The following is a 17,653-nucleotide window of genomic DNA, read 5'->3' as shown; positions in this document are numbered from 1 at the left end:
GATGAAAAAATATGTGTTAAATATATTGGCGGTTACCGTGATAGGTTTGGGTGCTTGTCAGAAAGGATTACTGGACCCGGTACCTTCCACAGATATTCCTGATTTCAGGGCCTTTGAAACCAAAGAGCGGATTGCCAGCCAGGCGAATGGCTTGTACTCTGTGATGAAGCACGGCAAGTTCCTGGGAGGAAAATATGCCATTGCCAACGAAGTAAGAGGGGAAGATTTTGTGAATGAAAAGGCCAACAACGTAACGCTGAATGCCACCTGGCGAATGGTGCCTACAGGCGAAGCGCAGGAGGTTAAAGAGATCTGGTCGCAGGGTTACATTACCATTAACAACGTCAATGTTTTCCTTACCGGTATGAATGCGGTTGGAAACCAGATCGTAGGTGACTCTATCGCAAAGCTGTACGCCGGGGAAGCCAAGTTTGTGCGGGGCGTAAGCTATTTCTCCTTGCTGCAGTTATATGCACGTCCGCATTGGGATGGCGCCGGCAGCAGGCCAGGGTTAATTATTCACACCGAAGGACATGCTAAAATTGGCAGTTATGCGCGCGCCCGCAGTACGGTGAATGAAACCTATGCGCAGATTATCCGCGATCTCGATTCTGCAGAAGCGTTACTGACCAAACCGGCAGCAGGCGCCTTAACCTCCATTACGCGCGCCAACGCCTATAGTGCGATCGCTTATAAAACCCGTGTATACCTGTATATGGAGCAATATGATAGAGTAATTACAGAAGCGGCAAAACTGGTGTCTGCCAGTGCACCGTTTGTATCGCCTGCAGGGCATGCGCTGGAAGCGGATGTACAGAAGGTATTTGCACCGCCCTATTCTACAAAGGAATCTATATTTTCATTGCCATTTACCGGGTCTACGGATGATTTCCCGGGCACACAAACCCAGCTGGGATACTATTTTACACCTGCTGCAAAGCCATTCACCGGCAACGGAGAGTACTCCATGCATCCTAATGGCGTGATCGCTGATTCTTCCTGGAAGCCAGCTACCGATGCGCGCAGGAGGTTTATTGTACAATCCCTCGGGAAGAATTTCTGGACTAAATTCCCTACGCCAAGCCCCTTCACAGATTATATTCCGGTGATCAGGTATGCAGAAGTGTTACTGAACCTGGCAGAAGCAAGGGCGCGGCAAACCAATTCAGTGGATCCGACAGCGGTAGCATTATTGTCTGCCGTAAGACACCGGTCTGACGCCACCATTACCTATACCGTTGCTGATTTTGCCAACGTAACAGCATTACTGGCCGCCATCACCAAGGAAAAACATATTGAACTGCTGGGAGAAGGCTTCAGGAGTATGGAAATTACCCGCCTGGGTATTCCATTCCCTGCCAAAAGCAGCACCGTTCCGGTAATTGCGCCAACCGTTGCACAGTACATCTGGCCGATCTCTTCAGACGAACTGATCTACAACAAGCTTTGTGTTGACAATAACTAAGTCCTCATAATTATAAAAAGCCCCCGCATCCATCTGGGTGCGGGGTTGTTTTGCGAGCGAAGGTTGTCTTGAGCGGAGGTTGTCTTGGGCACTGATTACGCTGATTTTACTGATTTCTCTTTTGTGATTTTTTTTATGATTTTTCTGTGATTTTGAAAGATGGGAGCAATGATAGATTTTTATTTAATAGCCTTCATTGGTTACTGAAAATTGAATTATTTTTGTCTTTTTATAGAATTTCCGGAAAATTCAGTCAATTTAGGATGGTTTTACAATAGTTGAATACGGCATTCATTTCCCTCATGTATCAGCACGCCGTTTTACTTATATGGCACTGATGTGTATAACCACCCTGTACTTTTTCGCCTGTAAGGCCCTGTGGTAAAAGATCTTAGCTTCAAGTCCACGTCACCTCCACATCACCTCCACATCACCTCCAGGTCATCAGCATACATTAAGCATATACTAAGCATGTACCAGGCATCTATTAAGCAGATGCGAAGCATCTGCTAATCATCAAAACAACCTTCTCCAACCCAAACCCCAATCTCCCCAAATCAAAAAAAAATCACAAAAGAGAAATCAGTAAAATCAGCGTAATCAGTGCTCAAGACAACCTCCGCTCCGATAACCTCCGCTCACCCTCCGCTCCATCCGCGGAAAAAAGCGGCCCCACCCACCTACAACCTATTGTTCTTTTTTGTAGATTCCTTCCTAAAGGAAGCATTTAAAGACTTATTTAAACCCAAGATCAATGAAAATCAGGAAAAGCTTTGTAGTGGTGGCGGCATTTATGGCTGCCGGCACCCTATGTTCACTCGCACTGCCCCAGGAGCCGGAGAAGGCTACCAATCTGAAAGTATTGCCAAAAGATATCAGTCACGACGACCTGATCAAAGTAATGCGTGGCTTTAATGCTGCGTTGGGCGTAAAATGTAATTTCTGTCATGAGCCGCGGAAAGATGATGCCAAGAAGCTGGATTTCGCCAGCGACGCTAATCCGCATAAGGGCGTTGCCAGGGATATGATGAAGATGACCAAACGCATCAACAAGAAGTTCTTTAAGGGCAGCGAGGTAATGGCGGTTTCCTGCTACACCTGTCACCACGGGAATGAAGAGCCAAAAACCAAACCTGATGCTGCACCGGAAGCGGCAAAGTAAATTTCTAAAAAGCCGCCGGAAAGCGGCTTTTTTTATTTAAACCCTCATAACGGCAATTATGGACTGTTTTGACACTTAAAATACCCCTTTCATATGGCTTTTTTTTAATTTATCAACATCTTCACCAGAAAATCAGTATCTTTGCTTCCGTCTGTTGAGTTAAAAGCATAAAGCACAGAAATATCTATTCTCTCCAGTCCGGAAATCTTTTCTTTACTGCTCTCCTCAATTGTGATAACGCTAAAGATGAAGAAGCGTTATTTTATATTTATTACATCAGATATATCAACATGTTATTTGAGCAATTAGGGCTTATTGAGCCCATTTTAAAAGCAGTGAAAACTGAAGGGTACACTACACCTACTCCTATACAATTACAATCTATTCCCATTGTATTGGAAGGTAAAGACCTCTTAGGCTGCGCGCAAACAGGCACCGGTAAGACGGCTGCGTTTGCTATCCCCATCTTACAGTTATTACATAACAGTACGCCGGAAAAACAAGGTTTTAAACATATCCGTACACTGATCCTCACGCCCACCAGGGAACTGGCGGTGCAGATCGATGAAAGTTTTGCCGCCTATGGCAAACACACCGGTCTGAAACACGATGTGATCTTTGGTGGTGTTCCGCAGCACAGGCAAACCATTGCCCTGCGTAATGGAACAGATATATTGATTGCCACACCGGGTCGTTTACTCGACCTGATGAACCAGGGTTACATTTACCTGAACCACCTGGAAATATTTGTGTTGGATGAAGCCGACCGCATGCTGGACATGGGCTTTATCAACGATATTAAAAAGGTGATCCGGGAACTGCCACAGCAGCGCCAAACGCTCTTCTTTTCGGCTACCATGCCGCCAAGCATCGCGCAACTGGCTAACTCCTTACTTTACAAACCGGAGAAAGTTACCATTACACCGGTATCTTCCACCGCAGAAAGGATTGAACAATCCGTTTATTTTGTAAAGAAGAAAGATAAACAATCCTTGCTGGAAACTATCCTGAAAGACCACCGTATCGAACGCACCATCGTGTTTACCCAAACCAAGCATGGCGCGGACAGGATCGCAAAAAACCTGAAGAAACGTAACATCGATGCAGATGCCCTGCATGGTGATAAATCACAGGCTTCCCGTCAGAATACCCTGAACAACTTTAAAAATGGCCGCCTGCGTGTGCTGGTAGCTACGGATATTGCTGCAAGAGGTATCGATGTTGACTCACTGGAACACGTTATCAACTACGATCTGCCAAATGTTTCTGAAACTTACGTACATCGTATAGGCAGAACCGGTAGAGCGGGTGCGGCAGGTTTTGCCCTTTCTTTTTGTGATACAGAAGAAAGACCATTCCTCCACAGCATCAATAAACTTATCCGGCAAACCATTCCTTCCGTGTCGCATCCGTTTGAAGAAGCAGCACTGATGGAAGCCAACAGCGCCAACCCGGATATGCCAAAAGCGCTTCCAAGAAGACCCAAACCGCAAAACAGGAGAGGAAAACTGGATAAACGCGACAGAACTTTTTAATATTAGAAGATCGTCATAGTGATGGGGATGTTGTACCGCAACATCCCTTTTTATTTGTGCTACAGCGTCAAAAGCACTACCGGTAACGGGTATACGTGTATTTGACTTTCCCTCCAGGCGCCGGCAATCCCCTTTTAAATCGCTCCCCTAACTATTATTGATATTGCTTTTGCTTTATCATGCGCTCGTATCAGAACATTCTCTATCTTTGTGCGGTATACCTAAAGAAAAACTTTAACCTGGTTTTATGCGTAAATACCAGGTATTAGCTCATTTTAACCGAACCCTTAACCAATCCTGATGAATCAGCAGCACTATATGGAGCAGCAACTGCGCAATATGGGACTCAGCGAAGAAGAAATTGCCCTGTATAAGCAGCAGTTACGGCAAACTACCAGCCCGGTAAGCGACTGGCCTGCCCTGTTGAAGGATAACGTCAAACAGTTTAACCAATTATTTTCCGGTGACGATGCAGATGTAACTGATGGAGATGAACATCCGCTGGCCATATTACTGAATCCCCACAGCCAGCTGGATACCCCGCAGCAATGGGCAATAGCCTGCGGCGCTGATATCGCCTTTGTAAACTGCCAATACCTGAACGATCTGACTACAGGCGCCAATGAACAGGCAGCCCGCGAACATTTGTCGGAGTGGTGGGATATCAGCAATGCCGGTGAACTACAGGAAACGCTGGCCTGGCTCCAGGAAAGCGGTCACCGGATAGAATACGACATCATCTGGCAGGCGATCAATGCCGTATCCATAAAAGAGAGTAAAGCTTTTCTAAGGGAACATATTGCAACCAACGAGCTGGAAGAGGCGGTGGTAATGGAGCGGTTCCGCAACACCCGTAAAGCGCTGGAACTGTTCAGGGAAAGGAAACTGGTAACTGAAAGCCTCCAGCCGGATATGCTGATCTGGGATTTTGGCCGCATTATTAACCTGAGCCGGTCGGGCTATGCGGCCGGTTACATCAGCTTCGGGGAGGCGCAGGAATATATCCAGGCTTGTGTGCCCCTGCTTAAAAGGACCTATACCTCCTGGAAACATCTCTCCGTTTCCTACCAGTTTGCACGTTGCGTGTGGAATGGCGTGGAAATGGGCAGCTTCGAAATCCTGCATAATAATATGGAATACCTGTTGATAACGCCGGAAAGCCCCTGGGTGCGGTTATCTTTCAACAGCTAGTTATCTAATGCTGCATGATCCTGTTCTGCTCACTGTCTTTCAGGTGTACCAGGATATGCTTTGGCAGCAAGGGGCTGTCGAAGGCCAGGTCTACAGACGTTCGCTGGAAGTCCTTCACTTTAGCCACCCGGTGAAAGATCTCATACAGCGCTATAGGTTCTTCATTAAAGCTCACACAGGTGCTTACAAAGTTTAATTCGTTGATGGCATACCCGGATCTTTTGATATTGTCTTCCATATCTTTCAGCCGGCCTATGAAATGACGTTGACGGATAAACGTAGTACTGTTCATGATAATAAAAATGTAGTTGGCATAAGAGGTTATTTTGCCGTAATACATATGATTGTCCCTGCCGGTGCGCTCCACCAGGTATTCATCGCCCGACTTATAGATCTCCAGGGAAGACCTCCAGATGCGTTCCGCCGCTTTCTTACCCGACTTAAACGGAAGGTTCCGGTTATAGCAATACCAGTAACCTACCAGGTGATCCAGTAGTTTATGATTCACTTCCGACAGGGGGATACCGATCTTCAGTTCATGAAAAGGGTATACTTCTGCCGAATTGTTGATGAAATCAATGTAGCTGGTAAAGCCCAGTGCTACGGCCATTACATTCAGCTTGGAGAAATTAGGACTGCTCAGCGCTGCAATACCCGCACTGTTTTTGGCTGCTTTCAGTTTCCGGATCACCAGGTGTTCATAGAAATAATTGTCGCCGAAAAGGGAAGGGGGCGTGGCTAATTTCCTGAAGCGCTGTTGCTTCTCAATAACGGTATTGAACTCATGCACCACGTGGCTCCATTCTGTTTTTGAAACATCTTCCCAGCTTACCTTTTTCAGATACTGATAAGCAATATAATTCATCAATCGTTCCAGGTTAAGCAGTTCTTCCTTACTCATAATAAGACGATTATAATACGAAAATAGGTCGATGTAAGATACGCACAAGACTTTAGTATTCTGAAATAATTTCATCTTGGTATTAACAAATAAAAAATGAAATTATGATGATGAAAAACAATGAATTTGTAGCCTTGTCACCGGGTAAATTGCTCTGGGAGCAGATCAGTAACTTCCATTTGGATGAACCGGATATCAAGTTCCCCTTTTCAAAGAAGCTGGCCCGGGAACAGCGCTGGAGTGAAGACTTTACACAGCAGGCTATACAGGAGTACAAGCGCTTTATTTATCTCTGCTGTATTTCTCCAACGGGCGCTTCCCCTTCTGAAATTGTAGATAAAGTATGGCACCAGCATTTACTTTACACGCAGAATTACTGGGAGGCATTTTGTGAGAAAACGCTGGGTAAAAAGATCCACCATCACCCTTCCGGCGGGGGGAAGGCAGAACAGCAAAAACACGCCGCCTGGCAGGAAGATACGCTGCAGTTATACCGGCAATGCTTTGGAGAAGATCCGCCGGAAGCCATCTGGTCAAATAAATCCCCCTCTCTTTCCTTCTCCCTGATAAAGCGTATTAGCTTGTTTCCCCGTCGCTTTATAACACCCCTTCTCTTCATTTCTTTCTTCTTCTTTACCGGTTGTTCGGCCGACAGCGGCCCTTTCTTTGGATTTACAATGGTACTGCTGTTTATGGGTCTTCTTATTGCGAAAAGCGACAAAAAGAAGAAGGAAGCCGGGAGTGAAAATGATGCCGGCGGCAGCAACTGTAGTAGTGGCAGCAGCTGTGGAAGTAGCTGTGGCAGCAGTTGCGGAGGTGGATGTGGTGGTTGCGGTTCCTGATCTTTAAAAATGATAACATGAAAAACGAAACAACTCCACGGCCCCTTTTTTTTTCCATCCTGGTCCTCTGTGCCTTCTCGTTACCCTTCCTGTATGTTTACCACGTTACCTCGCAGTGGAATCCCTTTGCTATTAAAGGGAAAACATTCCTGGTTTTCTATGGCCTGTTTATTACCATTGGTTACCTCACGTTATTGTTCCGGAAATATGCCGGTTTTTTCCCTTTTGCAAGAGGCATGGTGATGGCCTTACTGGTTGCCGGGGTAGCCCGGTTGTGCCAGGGAGTGTATAACGGGAAGCCGGTAGGCTACCTGATCCTGCTGATGATGTGTTTGCTGATTTTGTGGCGGTGGGTGCAGTGGCTGTATAATAAAAAGAGATAGACTGATGCCTATCTCTTTTAGAGCTGTAAGGGGGAAATCATAGTGTTTCCATAGAATAGAATAGTATTAGCAGGTAGATGTTCATACCCTCAGCTAAAATCTTTTTTTGGAGTTCACAAAGGACAAAATTCGCTAGGTTTTCTGACCAGATTGGTGTAATATTATTAATAAATTAAATGTCAATCTATTTAAGTGACAATGGTAACAACAATGGATGAAAGTATCTTTTGTGCAGTTTATGCACGTTTCATCCTTGTTTCTGTAGAATTTTTAACGGCAAAGAGCTTAAGCCAGCGAACATATTCAGGCTTGCATATCAAAAGTCAGCATTAAATAGCAGCCTGTTAAACTTATTAGACGTATTGACCTATAAACGCGATGAAAATGCGGTTGTATCCAACATCGTGTACTTTAGCTGCTGTCGGAAGGCATTCATAATGTGTAAGTTATAGACTAAAAAGGCTATTTGTATATCATTTTATATTTATATGATAAAAGAAAATTAAGATTGGTAAAGTATTTTTATTTTACTTGCTGCTGCTTACTGTAAATTTTTTATATTCAGGGATACAATGCTAGCTTTTTTCAGAAGTAAAACCAATGGAGAGCCGCCTGACATCAGCCGGAAATTCATGGAATGGATTTCATTTTTTTTGTCTGATAAGTATTATCGAAGGAGAGTAAGAATATGGGCGCATGTGCTCATGTGGGGATGCATGGCAATGTTTTATGCCTTATTAGTGAGTGGTACTTTTGCTGTTTCCGCCAGCGCCAGCCTTGTATTTGTTATCCGGAACATGTTGGGCGCCATGTTCTTTTTTTATTCTGTTTTTTATTTTACGATACCGAAGGTTTTACTGAAGGGGTATTTTTTTCTTACGATTGTATGTTTAATAATACCTTTCCTGTTCTGGTCTGTTATTAATTACCTATGCTCTTTGTATGTAGTTACATTTCTGGAGATCACGGATGTTCCGGTGAAGGAATTCCTGGGGCGGGTGGTTGGCAGCGGATGGAAAGATACTTTTTCACCTAACCATTTGCTGAAGATCTTCTTTCCTGTATTGATGACCATAGCGCCGCCCATGTCGTTGAAACTGGTCCTGGACATTATCCGCACCACCACCCGTACGTTAAGGCTGGAGCGGGATAACCTGAACCTGGAGGTTGATTTTCTACGTTCCCAGCTGAACCCGCATTTCCTGTTTAATACACTGAATAACATCTATTCATTGTCTATCAGAAATGACGCGCTGGCATCGGACCTGATCATGCACCTGTCGGAGATGATGCGGTATACGCTCTATGATTCGAATACAGAAATGGTACCGCTGCACCTGGAGGCGGAGTTCCTGAAAAATTATGTAGAACTGGAAAGTGTGCGTTATGGAAAAAATGCCAGTATACATTTCGATTGCGATACGGAAAAGATGGGTAGCTACCAGATAGCGCCGTTACTAATGTTTCCTTTTGTAGAAAATGCTTTTAAATATTCACATAGCACTACAGCAGATAAATGCTGGATTCATGCGTCGATGGATGTATCGGATAACCAGCTGAGATTTGAAATTTCGAACAGCAAAGGGGAACTCCCGGAAGGCAAAAAGGTATCCGGGGGAATTGGGTTAACGAACACCCGCAAAAGACTTATTCTGTTATATCCTGATCAACACATTTTATTTATTGAAAATAATCCCGAATATTACAAAGTTGTCTTGACACTAAAGTTGAACTAGAAAATATGGATCAAGTAATTACCTGCCTTGTAGTGGACGATGAGCCGTTTGCGAGGGATCTGATGGAAAATTACATTGGAAGGGTGCCTTATCTGCAACCTGTAGCCTTTTGCGAAAATGCCTTTGACGCAATTAATGAATTGCAACGGCAGCCTGTGGACCTGCTGTTTTCCGATATCCAGATGCCCAATATTAATGGCATCGAAATGATCCGTTCCCTGAGTAATCCACCTGTTGTTATTTTTACTACCGCCTCAAGAGATCACGCTATTGCGGGTTTTGAGCTGGATGCAGTGGATTACCTGGTAAAGCCTATTTCATTTGACAGGTTCCTCAAAGCGGTAAATAAAGCGCGTGCGCATATCAGTCAGCGTTGGCAACCGGCAGCTATGGAAACTACTAAGTCGAAAGTTCAGCCAGCCAATCACCTGTTTGTAAAAGATAATAACAAGTTGACGAAGATCCTCTTCGATGATATTTATTATGTGGAAGGGATGAAAGACTATATTAAAATTGTATGCAGGGAAAAAAATATCATTACCTATATGCGGATGAAAGCTATAGAAGATATTTTGCCGCCCGATCAGTTTATGCGTATCCATAAATCCTACATTGTAAGATTACAGGCGATTAAATCCATCATGGGTAATACCGTGGAAGTTGTTAACGGCCAGTCTGTAATTATCTCCAAAGCGTCGCGGCAGGACCTCAAGCGCTTGCTTGGCATTGCCAACTATAATGATGAAGACGACGAATAGTTATCAACAATGAGGGCTGTTGGTCGAAGAAAAAGGCAATTATGTCTAATAAAATATGATATTTATAAGCATTGGGCGAGATTCGGCCTGTGATTTGTTTAAGAGATCATCTTAAATGCATGTTTTATGTTGAAAAACAAATTGTCTGTGAATCGCCGCCCTGTGTTAATTTTAGAAAAAGAAATTGTTTCAAAAGCTGATGTAAGGACAATAGAGAACATAAGGGCGTCCAGTTATGAAGGAGTAACATCAATACTTTCGAGTGTTCCTACTACTCCCACTACTTTGACAGGGACAGGTTTTTTACGCTAGAACTTTAAATTTGTTTATTATTCCTAATTGATTAACCCCTTTGGTAAGAAATGCAATACAGATGTGCCATAGTAGATGACGAGCCTCTGGCATTAGATATACTGGAAAGCTATATCCAAAGAACATCCTATCTAAAACTCGTAAAAAAAGCATCAGAGTTGGACACCGTGGAAAGCCTGATCGCTGAAAGAAAAGTAGACGTCGTTTTTTTGGATGTTAACCTGAGAGGCAATACAAGAGATATCATAGCAAAGTTCCTTAAAAAGGACTGCGTTTTTATTCTTGTTACCGCTTATTCCAGCCGTGAGGTCCAGCATCTTTGCCAGGAAGAAAGGCAAGGTTACCTGGGTAAACCTGCCAGTTACAAGAAGTTTGTAGATGAAATGGAACGGGTTATTCCAGGTATCAAAATAGCTGTTACCTGAGATCCTAAAAACATTTTATCTTTATTCAAGCATACAGAACCGGAAAGCATAGCTTTCCCACTAAAGTAAGTATGCCATTGTCGCGTATGTCCGTGTTGAACGCCTGCGATTTCTTTTTATCGAGAATGCCACTATTGTCATATGAGGAAGTGTTACAACTGCATCGTAACACCCGCAATGACCAGCCCTCTTTTGTATCTGCCCTCCGGAAAATATATTCCCAACCGTTATTGCAGGAAGCCGTTTTCCTGGCCAGTCCAACGCTTTACGCAGAAATGCTGAAGTGGCTGCCATCGGCGGATACCTCCCTGAAACTGCCGCTGGCGCTTTACCGTTACCTGCTGAGAATGAGCACACGCTGCACCCCTTACGGCTTATTTGCCGGTTGCAGCACCGGTTACATCCGTACCGGGCCTACCCGCTTACCAGCCCCTGTTATAGCACAGCGCCAGGCAGTAGCACGGCTGGACATGGGATACCTGTCCGGCTTGATGAGCGAACTGGCCCAACGGCCTGAAATCGGCCCGCAACTGCTTTATTTTTCCAACAGCAGTTTATATCATTCCGGCGATGCCTTCCGGTATTTCGAGTACCAGCTGCGGGATAAGAAGCGGCATTATTTCCTCAGTGCCTTCCCGCAAAATGAATATATGGAAGCCATCCTCGCGGCAGCCGCCAGGGGGGCCAGCATTTCCCGGCTCACCGGCGTACTCACCAACCTGGATATCCCGGCCGACGAGGCCCGGGGCTTTATCGAAACATTGATCCGGAACCAGATCCTGGTAGCCGGATTATCTCCGGAAATTGCCGGTACTGATAACCTGGAGGGACTGATCCGTGAATTGCTGGCGTTACATCCGGCACCGGACTGCCTGCCTGCATTGCAACAAGTGCGGCAGATTTTACAGCAACCTGCCATTGGTATAAACAGCTACCAGGAGGTTAAAAATATATTAGCCTCAAATTTCCCGGGCATCGACGCGAAAGAGCCGGTACAGGTGGATCTTTTTTTTCCGTCGCCGGAAGTCCGCCTGGCTGCATCCGTTACCAGTACCTTGCTGCAACGGCTGGAGCGGCTGCTGGTATTTGGCGCCTCCGGTGATGGCGGCGACCTTCAGCATTTTAAAGAACAGTTCCTTCAAAAATATGATCAGCGCGAAATACCCCTGATGATGGCCCTCGACAGCGAATCCGGAATAGGGTACGGGGTGGTATCCGGTGAAGACGCGAGCTATACCCCCCTCATAGATGACCTGGTAATGCCGGCCGGTAAAAAGAACGATACCATTCACTGGAACGCCCAAACGAAGTTTGTGCTGAAACGCTTTCTTGCTGCCGGAGCCACCGGAGCCATGGCCATTTCCCTCACGGATGCTGACCTGGACGAACTGGCCGCGGATACCGATAAACAGGAAATACCACCATTTTTTTGCGTCATGGGTTCGCTGGCAGCTGCTTCGGCCGCTGCTATGGATAACGGCGACTTCAAATTTTTGCTGAAAGCATGCCATGGCCCCAATGCCCTGGCCCTGCTGGGCCGGTTTGCTGCCGGAAACAGGGAACTGGAAAGCCTCTTACGTGATTTTACACGCCGCGAGCAGTTACTGGAGAAAGATAAAATACTGGCAGAAGTTATTCATTTACCGGAAGGCCGTTCCGGCAACGTGTTACTACGGCCATCCCTGTACGATTATGAAATACCGTTCCTGGGAAAAAGCAGCCTGCCGGAAAACTATCAGTTGCCCGTGAGCGATCTGCTGGTAAGCGTGCGTAACAACAGGGTAGTGCTGCGTTCGCAACGGTGGGGAAAAGAGGTGATGCCCCGGCTCACCAGCGCCCATAACTACAGCCGCGGCTTATCGGCCTACAAATTCCTGTGCGACCTGCAACAGCAGAACGCACTATCGGTACAGTGGAACTGGGGAATTTTACAGGAAGAACCCTTTCTGCCCAGGGTGGTATACCATGAGGTAATCCTGGCGCCGGCCAGGTGGTACCTGACCCGTGCCGCGTTTGAATCACTCATGGAAGTCCATTCCGAAGATGAGGCGTTGCTGCTGTTAAAAGCGCAGTGCCGGCTGCCGGAACATGTACTGTTATCCGAAGGAGACAACGACCTGTTAATAGATTTCTCAAGTGCTTTTGGTCGAATGCTGTTAATAGATAAACTGAAGAAAGGAAATGTAGTATTATATGAATGTTTATTTAACGAGGCTACCCGTTTGTCGGCGAACGGACAGGGTGCTTTCTGCAATGAAATTATAATACCGCTGCGTAACGCCGCGTGGGAGCCATCGGCTGAATTGCCCGCCACGCAGGCGCCGGCAGGGGTGCCGCGCAGCTTTGCCCCGGGCAGCGAATGGATGTATATAAAAATATACTGTGGGCCCAAATGGATGGATAAACTGTTGCTGAAAGTATTGCTGCCCCTCACCGTCAGACTGCAATCCTCAGGGGTAACGGATCGCTGGTTCTTTGTCCGGTACCAGGACCCGGATCATCATATCCGTATCCGCTTTCATTTGCCCCAGCACCGGGAACACAGTGCCGCCGTGATGCAGGAAGTAGAGGCACTACTGCTCCCTTATCTTAACAGTGATATTGTACAGAAGATACAGCTGGATACTTATGTGCGGGAGCTGGAGCGGTACGGACCAGCGCTGATGGAACATAGCGAGGCTTTCTTTTTCCACGACAGCGAGGCGGCGGTAAGACTGTTACTGACCATCAGCGGCGCTGAAAGCCAGGAGCGCTGGCTGCTGGCGTTAAAAGGAGCAGATGAGTTGTTAAACGGTTTCGGCTATACGCCGTTGATGAAAATGAAGCTGTTGCAGCATTTACAACAGCAGTACTTTGCGGAGCATCACGGAGATGCTTCATTGCTGCGGCAACTGAATAATAAATACCGTGCGCATAGCAGGCAAATTACGGATGTGCTGTCGGATAACGTAAACGATTACACGTTACCGGATGGCGCCCGCGAAATATTGGCGGAACGGGCGGCCAGGTGGAAGGATATAATCCTGGAACTCCGGGTCATACAGCCGGCGGCAGTAACGGAACTGGTGCCGCATTACCTGCACATGTTCCTGAACCGCATGTTTACAGCCAACGCCCGTTTGCATGAGCTGGTGATTTATCATTACCTGATGAAGTATTACATTTCCCTGGTAGCCAGGAGCTGATGCCATTCATCCATAAATTAGGAATTCCATAAAAACCATTACTATTTTTACACGGTAAGTTTAAATATCCCCTCATCAATCATTGTAAATAAAAGAAATATGAAAACAAGAGTAGTTCTCCTGGGATGTTTGTCTGTGATGACGCTGTTGTCCGTTCAATGCCTGGCCAATAACGGCGACAGCAGCGCTGTTCGCCGTACAGTGGCAGATCCCGGCAATGCAGGGTTGAAACTGCCCGCAGGATTCAAGGCGCAGGCAATAGCGGAAAACCTGGGCGCAGCCCGCCACATAGCGGTAACACCACTGGGGGATGTCTATGTAAAAATCCAGACTTCAAAACCGGGAAAAGCCATTGCAGTGATACACGGCAAGGACGTAAAAACCTTTGGCACTTACCGCGGTACCGGCATGGTAATCAAAGGAAACTACCTGTATACCTCCTCCGATGAGGAAGTATTCCGTTATGCACTGAATGATAAATTTGAAGTGATCAACCCTGAACAGCCGGAAAAGATCGTAACAGGATTGATTAACCGACACCAGCATGAAGCAAAAGCTTTAACGCTGGATAACGAAGGAAACATTTATGTGAACATCGGCGCGTATTCCAACTCCTGCCAGGAACAGGACCGCGCAAAAGGTTCCAAAGGCATAGAAGGATGCCCTATCCGCGATTCGGCAGCAGGCATCTGGCAATTCCGGGCAGATAAACAAAACCAGACCTATGGCGATGGTACCCGCTATGCCACCGGGCTGCGTAATGTGGTGGGGCTCGACTGGAATACAGCGGATAACCAGTTATTTGTAATGCAACACGGGAGAGACGGGTTGTTTGACATGTACCCGGAATATTACACGCTGCAACAGGGTAATGAATTACCAGCGGAATGTATGTATGCCTTAAAGAAAGGAGATGATGCCGGCTGGCCCTATATTTACTACGACGGACAACAGCAAAAGAAAATGCTGGCGCCCGAATATGGCGGCGACGGAAAGAAAACCGGTGGTGAAAACGCCATTGACCCTGTAGTGGCATTTCCTGCCCACATGGCGCCTAATGGCTTGTTGTTTTATACCGGCAGCCAGTTTCCGGCCAAATATAAGAATGGCGCTTTTGTGGCTTTTCATGGTTCCTGGAACCGTCAGAAAGGACAGAAGGGTTATTTCGTAGCATTTGTGCCGTTTAAAGATGGTAAACCATCCGGTAAATGGGAAATTTTTGCAGATGATTTTGCGGGCGTACCGGATATCCAGTCGCCAGGCCAGGCAAAGCACCGCCCCTGCGGACTGGCACAGGGTCCCGATGGTTCCCTGTATGTAACAGATGATGTAAAAGGAACGGTTTATAAAATTACCTACAGTGGTAAATAATGATATGGTATGAAGAGGATCATTTTAACAGGTGTTGCATTTGGTGCCATGCTTTCTTTTTTATCTGCGCAGACCAAAAAGCCGGGCGCCAATCCTGCGATGGCCCGCGGTAAAAAAGTATATGAGCAATATTGTCTTACCTGCCACCAGGTAGATGGCAGTGGCGTACCACATTTAAATCCGCCGCTGATTAAAACCACTTTTGTGCTGGGAGATAAACCCGCATTAGTGCAGGTGATATTAAAGGGCATGCAGTCGTCTGTTCCGATAGATGACGAGTATTATTCCAATAATATGCCGCCGCATAATTTTCTGAAAGACCAGGAAATAGCGGATGTGCTGACTTATGTGAGAAATAATTTCGGCAACAAAGCCAGTGCGGTTACCGCTGCGGAAGTAAAGGCCATCAGGGCAAAAAATTAATCCGTAATGGAAAAGAGAGGCCGGATCAGCACATGATCCGGCCTCTTTTCATTTTGGTACCGGGAAGATATATGTTACCCGTTTATCGTATTTTTAAAATATGAAGGTCCTCTGGAACTATTTGAAGCCACACAAATGGCTGGTCATTTTATCTTTATTACTGGCCGGCATCAGCCAGGTGCTGGTGATGACGGATCCGTTGATTTTCGGTAAGATCATCGACGATTATGCCGGTAAGGTAAACAGTATGCCGGAGAAGGATCTGGTGCACGGGGTATTGTTCTGGCTGGGCGTTGCCGTAGTGGTGGCTTTGATGGCACGGCTCGCAAAATCTTTCCAGGAATATTTTCTTCGCCTGGTAGTGCAGAAATTCGGGATGCAGGTATTCAACGACGGGCTCAAACAAACCCTCCGGCTATCGTTTGAGGAATATGAGGAACAGCGGAGCGGGGAAACACTTGCCGTACTGCAAAAGGTAAGAACAGATACAGAACGTTTTATTACTGCTTTTATTAACATCCTCTTTACTTCCCTGGTAGGTATGGGATTCCTGATCTGGTATGCCATTACCAAACACTGGGCGCTGATACCTGTATTTGTGATCGGGATTATTTTCCTGGGTGGGCTTACCGGTTTGCTCAGCAAAAAAATGAAAACCGTACAGCGGGCGATCAACCGCGAAACGCTGCAGCTTTCCGGCGCCATTACAGAATCATTGCGGAATATAGAACTGGTAAAAAGCCTGGGGTTAACCTTCCCGGAAATAAGACGGTTGAAAACCTTTACCAAAGAGATCTTCGACCTGGAAATGGAAAAGACACGGCAGGTGAGAACGCTGTCTTTTTTACAAGGCACTACGCTTAATATCTTAAAACAGAGCATCCTCTTTATCCTGTTGTGGCTGATCTTCAGGAATATACTCACCACGGGTGAGCTGATCACCATGCAGTTTATTACCACGGCTATTTTTGTTCCGTTGCAGGACCTGGGGAATATTATTATCCAGTACCGGGAAGCAGAAGCGTCGCTGCAGTTGTTTCATAAACTCATGCAACGCCCGGTGGAAGAGCGTCCGGAAGAGCCGGTGGAAATCGGCGATTTGCAGCAAATGCGTTTTGAGGATGTGGTGTTCAGGCATAAAACGGCTACCACCAATGCGATCGACCATATTTCATTTGCCGTGGAAACCGGTGATACCATTGCATTTGTAGGACCCTCCGGTTCCGGCAAATCCACCCTGGTGAAATTGCTGGTAGGGTTGTATAAACCGGTAGCAGGAGAAATATATTTCAATGATGTGCCTTCCGGCGATATCCGGTATAATGCGCTGAGAAGGCAAATAGGCTTTGTAACGCAGGACACACAGCTGTTTGCCGGCACTATTAAAGAGAACCTGCTGTTTGTAAAATCCGACGCCACCGATGAAGAAGTAATTGAAGCATTGGAGAAGGCCTCCTGTACCGCCCTGCTGGCCCGTTCCGGTAAAGGCATTTACACCAGGCTGGGAGAGGGCGGCGTAAAATTATCCGGCGGGGAAAAGCAGCGTATTTCCATTGCGCGTGCCTTGATCCGTCACCCCCGCCTGCTGATCTTTGATGAGGCTACTTCCGCACTGGATTCTATTACAGAGGAGGCGATTACTGATACGGTGAGAAGTATTTCCGCCCGCAGGGAACAGATCACCGTGCTCATTGCACACCGGTTGTCGACCATTATGCACGCCGACCGGATCATTGTACTGGAAAAAGGAAAGATCGCTGAAACCGGCACGCATGACGAGCTGGTGGAGCATAAGGGATTGTACTATGCCATGTGGCGCCAGCAGATAGGAGAAAGGAGAACGGCCACCTTACCGGTGGAGAAGAAAGCGCCGGAAGAGGAAAATGAAACCGAATGGGACGCTTTATAGTCCAGGCTTTAACCCCCATAAATTCCCCGGAATTACAAGATTGTCTGCTAAATCT

General features: G+C 46.4%; 14 protein-coding genes. 13 read left to right on the top strand and 1 reads right to left on the bottom strand.

Annotated elements, in window-relative coordinates:
• The first annotated feature begins 1 nt into the window (after position 1).
• From ACLHR0_RS03415 to ACLHR0_RS03400, 4 genes are all read left to right on the top strand, one after another.
• Positions 2-1,465, top strand: coding sequence for a RagB/SusD family nutrient uptake outer membrane protein (locus ACLHR0_RS03415; RefSeq protein WP_436484753.1), 1,464 nt, complete (start codon positions 2-4; stop codon positions 1,463-1,465).
• Between the two features lie 754 nt (positions 1,466-2,219).
• Positions 2,220-2,627: a c-type cytochrome gene (locus ACLHR0_RS03410; protein WP_370909448.1), complete on the top strand. Its 408-nt coding sequence runs from the start codon at positions 2,220-2,222 to the stop codon at positions 2,625-2,627.
• A 290-nt stretch (positions 2,628-2,917) separates the two neighbouring features.
• Positions 2,918-4,162, top strand: a complete 1,245-nt coding sequence (locus ACLHR0_RS03405; RefSeq protein ID WP_429044994.1) for a DEAD/DEAH box helicase — start codon at positions 2,918-2,920, stop codon at positions 4,160-4,162.
• A 300-nt stretch (positions 4,163-4,462) separates the two neighbouring features.
• Positions 4,463-5,353, top strand: a complete 891-nt coding sequence (locus tag ACLHR0_RS03400; RefSeq protein ID WP_436484750.1) for a DUF1266 domain-containing protein — start codon at positions 4,463-4,465, stop codon at positions 5,351-5,353.
• 4 nt (positions 5,354-5,357) lie between these two features.
• Here ACLHR0_RS03400 and ACLHR0_RS03395 read toward each other — a convergent pair whose 3' ends face one another.
• Positions 5,358-6,254 (bottom strand): hypothetical protein, encoded by an 897-nt coding sequence (locus tag ACLHR0_RS03395; RefSeq protein ID WP_370909451.1) that lies wholly within the window; start codon positions 6,252-6,254, stop codon positions 5,358-5,360.
• A 104-nt stretch (positions 6,255-6,358) separates the two neighbouring features.
• On the opposite strand from ACLHR0_RS03395, the gene ACLHR0_RS03390 reads away from it, so the two are divergent.
• The 9 genes from ACLHR0_RS03390 (at position 6,359) to ACLHR0_RS03350 (ending at position 17,598) form a co-directional block, all read left to right on the top strand.
• The gene (locus tag ACLHR0_RS03390) at positions 6,359-7,096 is read left to right on the top strand and encodes a glycine-rich domain-containing protein (protein WP_436484748.1); all 738 of its coding nucleotides are present in this window, start codon (positions 6,359-6,361) and stop codon (positions 7,094-7,096) included.
• Between the two features lie 17 nt (positions 7,097-7,113).
• Positions 7,114-7,479, top strand: coding sequence for a hypothetical protein (locus ACLHR0_RS03385; protein WP_436484746.1), 366 nt, complete (start codon positions 7,114-7,116; stop codon positions 7,477-7,479).
• A gap of 716 nt (positions 7,480-8,195) precedes the next feature.
• Positions 8,196-9,215 (top strand): sensor histidine kinase, encoded by a 1,020-nt coding sequence (locus ACLHR0_RS03380; protein WP_436484744.1) that lies wholly within the window; start codon positions 8,196-8,198, stop codon positions 9,213-9,215.
• A 5-nt stretch (positions 9,216-9,220) separates the two neighbouring features.
• The gene (locus ACLHR0_RS03375; RefSeq protein WP_436484742.1) at positions 9,221-9,973 is read left to right on the top strand and encodes a LytR/AlgR family response regulator transcription factor; all 753 of its coding nucleotides are present in this window, start codon (positions 9,221-9,223) and stop codon (positions 9,971-9,973) included.
• A 362-nt stretch (positions 9,974-10,335) separates the two neighbouring features.
• The gene (locus ACLHR0_RS03370; RefSeq protein WP_370909456.1) at positions 10,336-10,710 is read left to right on the top strand and encodes a response regulator; all 375 of its coding nucleotides are present in this window, start codon (positions 10,336-10,338) and stop codon (positions 10,708-10,710) included.
• A gap of 86 nt (positions 10,711-10,796) precedes the next feature.
• Positions 10,797-13,895, top strand: a complete 3,099-nt coding sequence (locus ACLHR0_RS03365; RefSeq protein WP_436485022.1) for a lantibiotic dehydratase — start codon at positions 10,797-10,799, stop codon at positions 13,893-13,895.
• 99 nt (positions 13,896-13,994) lie between these two features.
• Positions 13,995-15,266, top strand: coding sequence for a PQQ-dependent sugar dehydrogenase (locus ACLHR0_RS03360; protein WP_429061561.1), 1,272 nt, complete (start codon positions 13,995-13,997; stop codon positions 15,264-15,266).
• 9 nt (positions 15,267-15,275) lie between these two features.
• Positions 15,276-15,689 carry a c-type cytochrome gene (locus ACLHR0_RS03355; protein WP_429061560.1) on the top strand — a complete coding sequence of 138 codons (414 nt, stop codon included), beginning with the start codon at positions 15,276-15,278 and terminating at the stop codon, positions 15,687-15,689.
• 100 nt (positions 15,690-15,789) lie between these two features.
• Positions 15,790-17,598 (top strand): ABC transporter ATP-binding protein, encoded by a 1,809-nt coding sequence (locus ACLHR0_RS03350; RefSeq protein ID WP_429045009.1) that lies wholly within the window; start codon positions 15,790-15,792, stop codon positions 17,596-17,598.
• Positions 17,599-17,653: the final 55 nt, after the last annotated feature.

The organism is Chitinophaga sp. ARDCPP14 (genome assembly GCF_051362515.1).
Classification (GTDB): Bacteria; Bacteroidota; Bacteroidia; order Chitinophagales; family Chitinophagaceae; genus Chitinophaga.
Note: the sequence above shows the minus strand (reverse complement) of the source record. Positions and strands in the feature narration are given on the sequence as shown.